The sequence below is a fragment of the Lentzea sp. NPDC036955 genome, from assembly GCF_055608005.1.
On sequence record NZ_JBVJRC010000014.1, the window covers coordinates 146,309 to 159,934 of the forward strand.

Annotated in this window: 1 protein-coding gene; it reads left to right on the top strand. The window is 74.0% G+C overall.

From position 1 onward, the window contains the following. Positions 1-10 precede the first annotated feature (10 nt). On the top strand, positions 11-13,615 hold the full coding sequence (locus ACZ7CF_RS37775; protein ID WP_470372075.1) for an amino acid adenylation domain-containing protein: 13,605 nt from the start codon (positions 11-13) through the stop codon (positions 13,613-13,615). Positions 13,616-13,626: the final 11 nt, after the last annotated feature.

The window sequence follows — 13,626 nt, forward strand, 5'->3', positions numbered from 1 at the left end:
TTGAACGGCGATGACGCTCCACGAGACGGTGCCCGCCGGCACACCGCTCTGCTCCCAGTCGCGCGACACGGTGGTCGGCCTGTTCACCGAGCAGGTCCGGCGCACGCCCACCGCGGTGGCGGTGGTCGCCGAGGACGGCGAGCACACCTACGCGGAGCTGGACGCGCGGTCGGACCGGCTCGCCCGGTGCCTGCCGGCGCTGGGGGTGCGGCCGGAGCGGCCGGTCGGCGTGCTGGTGGAGCGGTCGGCCGAGCTCGTGGTGGCACTGCTCGCCGTCCTCAAGGCCGGTGGCGCGTACGTGCCGCTCGACGCCCGTGCGCCCGACGAGCGGATGACGACCGTGCTGGCGGAAGCCGGTGCTTCGCTGCTGCTCACCGACACCACGTGGAAGGCGGTCGCCGACCGCGTGCACATCGGCCACGTGCTGGTCGTGGGCGATGAGGAGGCGCACGAGGGCACGGGTGGGCTGGCGGAGGTCCACCCGGACAACCTCGCGTACGTCGTGTTCACCTCGGGCTCCACGGGCGTGCCGAAGGGCGTGGCGGCACGGCACCGCGACGTCGTGGACCTCGCCCGTGACGCGCGGTTCAGCGGCGGTGCGCACGATCGCGTGCTGGTGCACTCGCCGATGGCGTTCGACGCGTCCACTTACGAGCTGTGGGTGCCGCTGCTCTCCGGAGGTACCGCCGTCATCGCGCCTCCCGGTGACGTGGACGGACCGGTGCTGCGCAAGGCGATCGGCGAGCACGGCGTCACCGGGACCTTCGTCACGTCCGGCCTGTTCCGCGTGCTGGCGCAGGACGACCCCGCGTGCCTGACGGGTCTGCGGGAGGTGTGGACCGGCGGTGACGTGGTCCCCGCGGCAGCGGTGCGGCGGGTGCTGGAGGCGTGTCCCGGCACGACCGTGGTGGACGTCTACGGCCCCACCGAGACCACCACGTTCGCCACCAGCCACCCGCTGCCCGACCTCGGCTCGGTGCCCGACGTCCTGCCGATCGGCACGGCCCTGGACGGCATGCGCCTGCACGTGCTGGACGACGACCTGGACCCGGTGCCGGACGGGGCGACCGGCGAGCTGTTCATCGCGGGCACGGGACTGGCCCGCGGCTACCTCAACCGGCCCGGCCTGACCGCTGACCGGTTCCTCGCCGACCCGTTCGGTGCGCCGGGCGACCGCATGTACCGCACCGGCGACCTGGTCCGCTGGACGCCGGAGGGCACCGTCGACTTCGTCGGCCGCGTCGACGACCAGGTCAAGATCCGCGGCTTCCGGGTCGAGACCGCCGAGGTCGAGGCCGTGCTGGCCAAGCACCCCGGGGTCGTGCAGGCCGCGGTGCAGGCGCAGCTCGACCACAACGGCGTCAAGCGCCTGGTCGCCTACGTCGTGGGCACCGCACCGTCCGACGACGGGCTGCGCGACTTCCTCCTGCGGACGCTGCCCGACTACATGGTGCCGTCGGCGTTCGTGGCACTGGACCGCCTTCCGCTCAACACCAACGGGAAGGTCGACCGCAAGGCGCTGCCGGCCCCCGACTGGGGCCTCGACCGGCGCACCGCGCACGTCGTACCGCGCACCCCCGCCGAACGCGCCATCGGGCAGGTCTGGGCCGAGGTCCTCGCGGTCGACCCCGGCCGCGTCGGCGCGCAGGACGACTTCCTGTCCCTGGGCGGCGACTCGATCCAGGCACTGCGGGTCGTGTCCCGGCTGCGCACGGCGCTGGACGTGCCGCTGTCCACCGGCGACCTGCTGGACGCGCGGACTGTCGCCGGTCTCGCCGACCTGCTCGCCGACCGCCTGCCCATCGCGGCGGACGACCGGATCACCGCGGTGCCGCACGACGCCGTGCTGCCGCTGTCCCCGGCGCAGCAACGGTTGTGGTTGCAGCACAAGATCGACCCGACGGGCACCGACTACAACACCGGTGTCGCCCTGCGGTTGCGCGGCCCGCTCGACCTCGACGCCCTGCGGACCGCGCTGAACGGCCTGGCCGAACGGCACGAGACCATGCGCACCACCTTCGCCGAGGTCGACGGCCGCAGCGTGCAGGTCATCACCCCGGCCGCGGTGGTACCGCTGCGCGTGGAGGACCTTTCCGCTGCCGCACACCGGGACGAGGCGCTCGACCGGCTGTGCGCGGAGGAGCTGACCACGCCGTTCGACCTGAGCACCGGCCCGGTGGTGCGCGCCGTGCTGGCCACGCTCGCCGACGACGACCACGTGCTGCTGCTCGACCAGCACCACATCGTCACCGACGGCTGGTCGGTCCGGGTCCAGGTCGACGACCTGCTGGAGCTGTACCGGGCCGCGGTTCGAAGAACAACACCCGACCTGAAGCCGCTGCCCGTCCGCTACGGCGACTTCGCGGCCTGGCAACGCCGCCGCGTCGAGGACCCGGCCGTCACCGGCCAGCTCGACCACTGGCGCACCGCCCTCGCGGGCCTCGAACCCCTCGACCTGCCCACCGACCGGCCCCGCCCCGCGCAGCGCACCACCCGCGGTGCCGTGCACCGCGAAACCCTGCCGGGACAGCTGGTGCAGCGCCTGACCGAGGTCGGTCACACCGGCGGCACCACCCTGTTCACCACGCTGGCCGCCGCCGTGCAGCTGCTGATGGCCCGCTACACCGGCCGCCGCGACGTGGCCGTCGGCACCGCCTCCGCCGGACGTGGCCGGCCCGAGCTCGACGACCTCGTCGGCTTCTTCGTCAACACCCTCGTCCTGCGGTCCACAGTGGACCCGGCTGTGCCGTTCGAGCGTTTCTTGGCCGACGTGCGCGAGACCGTGCGCGACGCGTTCGCCCACGACGAGGTGCCGTTCGACCGGCTCGTCGACGAGCTGCGGCCCGACCGCGACCCGAGCCGCACCCCGCTCGTGCAGGCGCTCGTGGTGCTGCAGCAGGAGATGGTGCGGTCCACGGCGGTCGGCGACCTGGACGTCACCGAGCACCACCTGCCCCGGCCGCGCGCCCGGTTCGAGCTGCTGGTGGAGTTCTGGCCGCGGGACGGCGCGCTGGAGCTGACCCTGGAGTACAACACCGACCTGTTCGACGCCACCACGATCGAGCGGATGGCCGGTCACCTCAGGACCCTGCTGGAGGCCGTGGCCACCGAACCCGGCCGGCCGCTGGGCGAGCTCCCGCTGCTCGACCGGCAGGAACGCCACCAGGTCCTCGACGCGTTCAACGACACCGCCGTCGACCGGCCCGCCGCCACGATCACGGCCCTGTTCGCCGACCAGGTCCGCCGCACGCCGCAGGCCGAGGCCGTCGTCGCCGGCGGCACCACGCTGACCTACGCCGAGCTCGACGCCCGCGCCAACCGCCTGGCGCACCACCTGCTGCGGCACGGACTGCGCGCGGAGGAACCGGTCGCGGTGCTGCTGGGCCGCTCGGCCGACCTCGTGGTCGCCGAGCTGGCCGTGCTCAAGGCGGGCGGCGCGTACGTCCCGCTCGACACCAGGGCACCCGCCGAACGCCTGGCCGTCCTGCTGGCGGGCAGCGGCGCCGCCGTCGTGCTCACCGACCGGACCTGGCAGGCCACCGCGCAGGAGGTCCACGAGGGCCACGTCGTCGTGCTGGGTGACGAGGACGGGGCGACCTCCGCGCCGGACGTGGTCGTGCACCCCGACCAGCTGGCGTACGTCATGCACACCTCGGGCTCCACCGGCGTGCCCAAGGGCGTGGCCGTGCGGCACCGCGACGTCACCGACCTCGCCCGCGACCGGCGGTTCACCGGCGGCGCGCACGAGCGGGTCCTGCTGCACTCCGCGCCCGCGTTCGACGCCACCACCTACGAGCTGTGGGTGCCGCTGCTCTCCGGCGGCACCGTCGTGGTCGCCCCGGCGGAGGACCTGGACGCGGACCGGTTGCGCGACCTCGTCACCGGGCACGGGCTGACCGGGCTCTGGCTGACCGCCGGCCTGTTCCGGGTCATCGCGCAGGACGACCCCGACTGCCTGGCCGGGCTGCGCGAGGTGTGGACCGGCGGCGACGTCGTGCCCGCCCCCGCGGTCCGCCGGGTGCTGCGCGCCTGCCCCGGCATCGTCGTGGTCGACGGCTACGGCCCCACCGAGACCACCACCTTCGCGACCTCCCACCGCATGGCCGACGCCGACGCCGTGGACGACGTGGTGCCGATCGGCCGCCCGCTGGACGGCATGCGGCTGCGCGTGCTCGACGAGAGCCTGACGCCCGCCCCGGTCGGCGTGCCGGGCGAGCTGTTCATCGCGGGCTCCGGCCTCGCGCGGGGGTACGCGGGCCGGCCGGGGCTGACCGCGGACCGGTTCGTCGCCGACCCGTTCGGAGCGCCGGGGGAGCGGATGTACCGCACCGGCGACCTGGTGCGGTGGCGGCCCGACGGCACCGTCGAGTTCGTCGGCCGCACCGACGACCAGGTCAAGATCCGCGGGTTCCGCGTCGAACCGGGCGAGGTCGACACCGCCCTGTCCGCGCACCCGGCGGTCGGTCAGTCGGTGACGGTCGTGCGGGTCGACGACACCGGCCGCAGACGGCTGGTGACCTACCTGACCGCCGTGGACACCGCACCTGAAGCGGCGGCGTTGCGGGAGTTCCTCGGCCGCGTGCTGCCCGACTACCTCGTGCCGTCCGCGTTCGTCGTCGTGGAGGCGTTGCCGCTCAACGCGAGCGGCAAGGTCGACCGGCACGCCCTGCCCGACCCGGTGTGGGCCACCGCCACCGGCGCGCACGTCGCCCCCGCCGACGGACCGGAGGCCGTGCTGGCCGGGATCTGGGCGCAGCTGCTCGGCGTCGACCGCGTCGGCGCCGGCGACAACTTCTTCGAGCTGGGCGGCGACTCCATCCTCAGCATCCAGGTGGTGTCGCGCGCCCGGCAGGCCGGGCTGTCGCTGAGCCCCGGCGACCTGTTCCGCCACCCCACCGTGGCGGCGCTCGCGACCGTGGCGACCGTCGCCGGACCGGCCGAGACCGACCAGGGCCGGGTCGTGGGGGACGTGCCGCTCACACCGGTGCAGCGCTGGCTGTTCGCCACGAACCCCGACCACCCCGAGCACTTCAACCAGGTCCTGACCGCCGAGCTGGCGTCCGATGTGGACGTCGACGCCCTGCGCACGGCCCTGGCCGCGCTGGTGGAGCACCACGACGCGCTGCGGATGCGGTTCGAGCGCACGGACTCCGGCTGGCGCCAGCACAACGCGGCGGCCGAACCGGCCGAGCTGCTGACCATGAGCCCCTGCACGGGTTTCGACCTCGCGACCGGGCCGCTGCTGCACGCCCAGCTGCACGAGTCGGTGCTGCGCCTGACGATCCACCACCTCGTCGTGGACGGCGTGTCGTGGCGCGTGCTGCTGGAGGACCTCGTCACGGCCTACGACCAGGCGGCCCGCGGTGAGCCCGTCCGGCTGGCCGCCAAGACGACGTCGTTCCGCGACTGGGCGCACCGGCTCACCCGGCACACCGCCGACGGCGGGTTCGACGACGAACGCGACCACTGGACCGCGACCGCGGCGGTGGACCCGTCCCTGCCCGTCGACCACGACGGCCCCAACACCGCCGGGTCCACCCGCGCCGTCTCCGTGCGGCTCGACGGCGACACCACCAGGGCGTTGCTGCAGGACGTGCCCGGCGCGTACCGCACGCAGGTCAACGACGTGCTGCTGAGCGCGCTCGGCCGGGTGCTCGCCGACTGGACCGGCCGCTCGCGGGTGCCGGTGGACCTGGAGGGCCACGGCCGCGAGGACGTGCTCGACGGCGTCGACCTGTCCCGCACGGTCGGCTGGTTCACCTCGATCTTCCCGGTCGCCCTCGACGTGCCGGAAGGCGACTGGGGACCGGTCCTCAAGTCGGTCAAGGAACAGCTGCGCGCGGTGCCGCGCAAGGGCATCGGCCACGGTGCCCTGCACGAGCCCGGCACCGGTGGCCCGCAGATCAGCTTCAACTACCTCGGCCGGCTCGACTGGACGGGCGTCGAAGGCGGCGTGCTGCACGCCGTGCGCGGCAGCCTGGAGCTCGACGGCGCACCGCGGGCGCCGCGCCCGCACCTGCTCGACGTCGTCGGCGCGGTCGAGCACGGCTGCCTGGAGCTCACCTGGTACTTCAGCGACCAGGTGCACGACGAGACGACCGTGCGGCGCCTGGCCGAGGCACTGGCCACGGCGTTGCGCGAGGTCGTGGCCCACTGCTCCCGTCCGGGTTCCGGCGGTCGCACGCCCTCGGACTTCCCGCTGGCACGCCTGGACCAGGCGGCGGTGGACCGGCTCACCGGTGACGGCCGCGACGTCGAGGACCTCTACCCGCTGACGCCGATGCAGGCCGGCATGGTGTTCCACGGCCTGGTCGACGGCACCACCTCCGGCGCCTACTTCAACCAGGTCCGCTTCCGGCTCACCGGCGTGACCGACCCGCACGCGCTGGCCGAGGCCTGGCAACGGGTCGTGGACCGCAACGCCGTGCTGCGCAGCGAGGTCGTGTGGGACGGGCTCGCCGAACCGCTGCAACGCGTGCGGCCCGAGGTGACCCTGCCGGTCACCCACCTCGACTGGACCGGCCTCGACGAGGACGCCGAGTTGCACGCGCTGCTGGAGAGCGACCGCGCGGCCGGGATGGACCTGACCGCCGCACCGCTGATGCGCGTCGCGATCGCCCGCCTGGCGCACGACGAGGTGTTGGTGCTGTGGACGTTCCACCACGTCCTGCTCGACGGGTGGAGCGCGGCCCAGCTGTTCACCGAGGTCTGCGAGCACCACGCGGCCATCACCCGCGGCACCGCGGGACCGGCCACGGCCCGCCCGCCGTTCCGCGAGTACCTGCACTGGCTGGACCGCCAGGACGGCGCCGAGGCCGAGCGGTACTGGCGGAGGGTGCTCGACGGCTTCGCCGAGACCACGCCGCTGCCGTTCGACCGCCGCCCCGTGGACGCGCACCGCGCCCAGTCCGGTGGCACCGTCCGGTTCGAGCTGAGCGCCGAGAGCACCGAACGGCTGCGCGAAGCGGCCCAGCGCAACGGCCTGACCGTGAACACCGTGGTGCAGGGCGCCTGGGCGGTGCTGCTGGCCCGCTACGCCGGCACGTCCGACGTCGTGTTCGGCACCACCGTGTCCGGCCGGCCCGCCGACCTGCCCGGTGTCGAGTCGACGGTCGGCATGTTCATCAACACCGTGCCGACCAGGGTCGCCGTCGACCGCGGCCGCGACCAGCTGTCGTGGCTGCGCGAGCTGCAGGCCGACCAGGCGGAGGCGCGGCGCTTCGAGCACGTGCCCCTGTCGCGGCTGCGCGGGTGGAGCGACCTGCCCGGCGGCGCGAACCTGTTCGACAGCATCCTCGTGTTCGAGAACTACCCGTTCGACGAGGACGCCATGGCCGAGCACGGCCTGCGGCTGCACGACGTCTACGCCCACGAGCCCACCAACTACGCGCTCACCGTCGTGGTCTCGCCCGGCCGGCACCTGGTCGTCGAGCTCGACCACGACCCGGACCTCTTCGACGAGGCCACCGTGCAGCGGCTCGGCGGGCACCTGCGGCTGCTCCTGGACGACCTGCTGGCCGAGCAGGACCGCCCGCTGCGCGAGCTGCGGCTGCTCGACGACGCCGAACGCGAGCAGGTGCTGGTCGAGTGGAACCCCACCGGCGGGAACTACCCGGTGGCGACGCTGCCGCGGTTGTTCGCCGAGCAGGCCGCGCGCACCCCGGACGCCGTCGCGGTCACCTGCGGGGACGAGCACCTGACCTACGCCGAGCTGGACGCCCGCGCCAACCGGCTGGCACACCTGCTCGCCGACCGCGGTGCGGGACCGGAGGAGTACGTCGCGCTGCGGCTGCCGCGGTCCACCGACCTGGTCGTGGCGGTGCTGGGCGTGCTCAAGTCCGGCGCGGCCTACCTGCCGATCGACCCGTCCTACCCGGAGGACCGGATCGCGGGCATGGTCGAGGACACCCGGCCGGTGACCGTGCTGACCGAGCTGCCGGACCTGTCCGGGCTGCCCTCGACCGCACCGGACGTCGTGCTGCGGCCGGAGAACCCCGCGTACGTCATCTACACCTCCGGCTCCACCGGCAAGCCCAAGGGCGTCGTCGTCCCGCACGCCAACGTGGCCCGGCTGTTCTCGGCCACCGACGCCTGGTTCGGGTTCGGCGCCGACGACGTGTGGACCCTGTTCCACAGCTACGCCTTCGACTTCTCCGTCTGGGAGCTGTGGGGACCGCTGCTGCACGGCGGCCGGCTCGTCGTCGTGCCGCACGAGGTGTCGCGCTCGCCGCGCGAGTTCGCCGACCTGCTGGCACGGGAACGGGTCACGGTCCTCAACCAGACGCCGTCCGCGTTCTACCAGCTCATCGCCGAACAGCCGCGAGACCTCAGCCTGCGCTACGTCGTCTTCGGCGGTGAGGCGCTGGACGTGCGCAAGCTCGCGGCCTGGAACGGCCCCGGCGAGCTGATCAACATGTACGGCATCACCGAGACCACCGTGCACGTCACGTGGACGCCCGCAGACGGCACCGTCGGCGAACCCATCCCGGACCTGCGCGTGTACGTCCTCGACGAGGACCTGCGACCGGTCCCGCCCGGTGTCGTCGGCGAGATGCACGTCGCCGGCGCCGGCCTGGCGCGCGGCTACCTCAAGCGGCCCGGCCTGACCGCGTCCCGGTTCGTCGCCGACCCGTTCGGCGCGCCCGGCTCCCGCATGTACCGCACCGGAGACCTGGCGCGCTGGAAGGACGGCCGGCTCGACTACCTCGGCCGCGCCGACCACCAGGTCAAGATCCGCGGCTTCCGCATCGAGCTCGGCGAGATCGAGGCCGCGCTCGAAGCCCACGACGACGTCACCGCCGCCGTCGCCGACGTCCGCGAGCACGCCGGGCGCAAGGTCATCGTCGGGTACGTCGTCGGTGGCCGTGGCGCCGACCTGCGCGGGTTCCTCGCGCAGACGCTGCCCGAGCACATGGTGCCCTCGGCGTTCGTGCACCTGGACCGGCTCCCGTTGACCGGCAACGGGAAGCTCGACCGCAAGGCGCTGCCCGCACCGGAGTGGGAGACGACCGGCACCCGGCACGTCGAGCCGCGCACGGAGACCGAGCGCGTGCTCGCCGGCATCTGGGCGCAGGTGCTGGGGCTCGACCGGGTCGGCGTCGAGGACGACTTCTTCGAGCTGGGCGGTGACTCGATCATCAGCATCCAGGTCGTGTCCCGCGCCCGGCAGGCCGGGTACGCCCTGGCGCCACGCGACCTGTTCAGCCGTCCGACCGTCGCCGCGCTCGCCGCCGCCGTGCCCGCGGTCGCCGCGGAACAGCAGGACGTGCCGCGGGGCCCGGTGACCGGCGACGTCCCGCTGACCCCGATCCAGCGGTGGTTCCTCGACGCGGAACCGCCGCACCCCGAGCACTTCGACCAGGTCGTCGAGGTGGAGTTCACCGACGAGGTCGATCGCACGGCGTTGCGCACGGCGTTGGCGGCACTGGTCGAGCACCACGACGCGCTGCGGATGCGGTTCGAGCACACCGCGACCGGCTGGCAGCAGCACAACCCGCCGGTCGGACCCGTCGACGTCCTGTCCGAAGTGGACGGGTTCGACCTGGGACGCGGACCGCTGCTGCGGGCCACGCCGCTCACGTCGCACCGGGTCCGGCTCACCGCGCACCACCTCGTCGTGGACGGCGTGTCGTGGCGGGTGCTGCTGGAGGACCTGGAGACCGCCTACCTCCAGGCCGTGCGCGGTGAACGGGTCCTCCTCCCGGCGCGGACCACGTCGTTCCGCGACTGGGCGCTGCGGCTGGCCGAGCACACCGCGGCTGGCGGGTTCGACGACGAGGCCGGGCACTGGGCCGGCGTCACCGGTGACCCGAGCGTGCCCGTGGACCGCACCGGCACCGGCACGACCGGTTCCGTGCGGGGCGTCACCGTCGAGCTGAACGCCCAGGAGACCAGGGCCCTGTTGCAGGACGTGCCCGCCGCGTACCGCACGCAGGTCAACGACGTGCTGCTGAGCGCGTTGGGACGGGTGCTGGCCGGGTGGACCGGCCGTGACCGGGTGCTCGTGGACCTGGAGGGCCACGGCCGCGACGGCGACTTCCTCGACGGCGTCGACCTGTCCCGCACGGTCGGCTGGTTCACCGCGGTGTTCCCGGTGGCGCTCGACGTGCCGGCGGGGGACTGGGGCGCGGTGCTCAAGGCCACCAAGGAACGGCTGCGCGCGGTGCCCCGGCGCGGCATCGGCTTCGGCGCGCGGTACGGCGGGGTGCAGCCGGCGGTGGCGTTCAACTACCTCGGGCAGTTCGACGGCGTGGCGGGCACGGCGGTGCGCACGGCCGGTGGGATCAGCGCCGACGCCGCACCGGACACGCCCCGCCACCACCTGCTCGACGTCGTCGGCGCGGTGCAGGACAAGCGGTTGCAGCTCACCTGGTACTACAGCGACGAGGTCCACGACGAGCCGACCGTGCGCGTGCTGGCCGAGGCGATGGCGGTGGCGCTGCGGGAGATCGTCGCGCACTGCGCCCGGCCGGGAGCGGGCGGCCGGACACCGTCGGACTTCCCGCTGGCGGGCCTCGACCAGGCCGCGGTGGACCGGATCGTCGGCGACGGCCGCGCCGTCGAGGACGTCTACCCGCTGACGCCGATGCAGGCGGGCATGGTGTTCCACAGCCTGTCCCACGGCCACGAAGGCCTCTACACCGAACGGATCTCGTTCGTCCTCGACGGTGTCACGGACGTCGAGGCGCTGGCCCGTGCGTGGAGCGAGGTCGTCGCACGGACCCCGGTCCTGCGCAGCCGCGTCGTGTGGGAGGGCGTCGACCGGCCCGTGCAGGTGGTCTGCCGCACGGTCGACGTGCCGATCAACGACGGGACCGGCGGCGAGCTCGACCTCGGCACCGCGCCGCTGCTGCGGCTGGAGCTGACGCGCGAGTCCGCCACCTCCGTGCGGGTCGGCTGGACGTTCCACCACGTGCTGCTCGACGGGTGGAGCACGTTCCAGGTGCTGACCGACGTCTTCACCTGCTACGCGGCGTTCACCGCCGGTCGCGAGCCGGACCTGCCGGCCCGCCGGCCGTTCGGCGACTACCTGCGCTGGCTCGCCGCACAGGACGCGACCGAGGCGGAGGAGCACTGGCGGCGGGTGCTCGGCGGGTTCGCCGCACCCACCCCGTTGCCGCTCGACCGCCCCGCCGCACCGGGTCACGCCACCCGGACCGCCGCCTGGACCACGGTCACCCTGCCCGGTGGCGAGCTGCGCGAGTTCGCCCAGCGCAACGGGTTGACGCTCAACGCCGTCGTGCAGGGCGCCTGGGCGCTGCTGCTGGCGCGCTACAGCGGCCAGGACGACGTGTGCTTCGGCTCCACGGTCTCCGGCCGCCCGGCCGACCTGCCCGGCGCGGACGCCATCACGGGCATGTTCATCAACACCCTGCCGGTGCGCACGGAGGTCGTGCCGGACGAACCGGTCGCGGCGTGGCTGCGGCGCTTGCAGGCCGACCAGGCGGAGGCGCGGCGGTTCGAGCACGTGGCGCTCGCCGACCTCCAGGCCTGGAGCGACGTGCCGGGCGGCGTCGACCTGTTCGCCAGCATCGTGGTGTTCGAGAACTACCCGATCGACGAGGCCGCGGCCCACGGGGTCGTGCTGCGCGACCTGGACGCGGTCGAGACGACCAACTTCCCGCTCAGCCTGGGCGTCCGGCCCGGCGCGGAGCTGGAGTTCCGGCTCAGCTACGACCCCGACCTGTTCGACCTCGCCACGGTCGAGCGCATCGCCGGTCACCTGACCGCGGTGCTGCGCGGTCTGACCGCCGACCCCGGCCGCGCGCTGGGCGAGGTCGACCTCCTCGACGACGCCGAACGCCGGCTCGTCCTCCCGGAGCGCGTGCGGAGCAGCGTCCCGGACGCGACCGTGGCCGAGCTGTTCGCCGCCCAGGCGGACCGGGCCCCGGACGCGACCGCGGTGGTCGCGGGCGGCACGTCGCTCACCTACGCCGAGCTGGACGCCCGCGCGAACGCGTTGGCACAGCGGCTGATCTCGCTCGGTGTGCAGCCGGAGGAACGCGTCGGGCTGCTGCTGCGCCGATCGGCCGACGTGGTGGTCGCGGTGCTCGCCGTGCTCAAGGCGGGCGGCGCCTACCTGCCGCTGGACAGCCGGGCGCCGGTCGAACGCCAGGAGCTCGTGCTCGACCAGGCCGGGAGCCGGGTGCTGATCACCGACTCCGACACCGTCCCGTTCGACGGGCACGTCGTCGTCCCCGGCGGTGAGACGTCAGCCGAACGGCCCGCCGTGGCCGGACACCCCGACGGCCTCGCCTACGTGGAGTTCACCTCCGGCTCCACCGGCACGCCGAAGGGTGTGGCGGTGCGGCACCGGGACGTCGTGGCGCTCGCGCTCGACTCCCGGTTCGACGGCCCGGCCCACCGGACCGTGCTGGTGCACTCACCACTGGCGTTCGACGCCTCCACCTACGAGCTGTGGGTGCCCCTGCTGCGCGGCGGCCGGGTGGTCGTCGCGCCGCCGCAGGACCTGGACGCGGCCGCACTGCGCGAGCAGATCACCGCGCACGGCGTGACGGCGCTGTGGCTGACCGCGGGCCTGTTCCGGGTGCTGGCGCAGGACTCGCCGGACTGCCTGGTGGGCGTGAGCGAGGTGTGGACCGGCGGTGACGTCGTGCCCGCCGCCGCGGTCCGCCGGGTCATGGCGGCCTGCCCCGGACTGGTGGTGGTCGACGGCTACGGACCCACCGAGACCACGACGTTCGCCACCTCCCACCGGATGACCGGCCAGGACGACGTGCCGGACACCGTGCCCATCGGCTCCGCGCTCGACGGCATGGCCACCTACGTGCTGGACGAGCGGCTGCGGCCCGTTCCGGTCGGCGTGCCCGGCGAGCTGTACCTCGCCGGGGCCGGCCTGGCCCGCGGCTACCTCGACCGGCCGGGCCTGACCGCGTCCCGGTTCGTCGCCTGCCCGTTCGGTGCGCCGGGGGAGCGGATGTACCGCACCGGCGACATCGTGCGGTGGCTGCCCGGCGGCGTGCTGGAGTTCGCCGGCCGCGCCGACGACCAGGTGAAGCTGCGCGGGTTCCGCATCGAGCTCGGCGAGGTCGAAGCGGTCCTGGGCCGGCACCCCGGCGTGGGCGGGCTGGTCGTGGTGGTCCGCGAGGACTCCCTCGGCGGCAAGCAGCTCGTGGCCTACCTGGTGCCCGTCGACCCCGCCCGTGCACCGGAACCCGCGGAGCTGGCCGCGTTCGCGGGACGGACCCTGCCCGACTACATGGTGCCCTCGGTGTTCATGGTGCTCGACGCGCTTCCGCTGAGCACCAACGGGAAGGTCGACCGGGCCGCGTTGCCGGAACCGTCGGCCACCGCGTCCGCCGCGCCGTACGTGGCGCCCAGGACGGAGACCGAGGAGGTCATGGCCGGCATCTGGGCCGAGGTGCTGGGCGTGGAGCGCGTCGGCGCCGAGGACGACTTCTTCGCACTCGGCGGCGACTCGATGCGCAGCCTGCTCGTCACGTCCCGGTGCCGCGCGGCCTTCGACGTACCGCTGACCCCGCACGACGTCCTCACCGCCCGCACGGTCGCCGACCTGGCGGGGCTGGTCGAGGAGAAGATCCTGCTCGAGCTCGAACGACTCGCCCTCGAAGACGGCGCCAACCAGGAACTGTGAGGAGACACCAC

What these genes read in the sequence shown, in the direction of transcription:
- ACZ7CF_RS37775 (WP_470372075.1), top strand. Translation starts at nt 11, where the DNA reads ATGACGCTCCACGAGACGGTGCCCGCCGGCACACCGCTCTGCTCCCAG.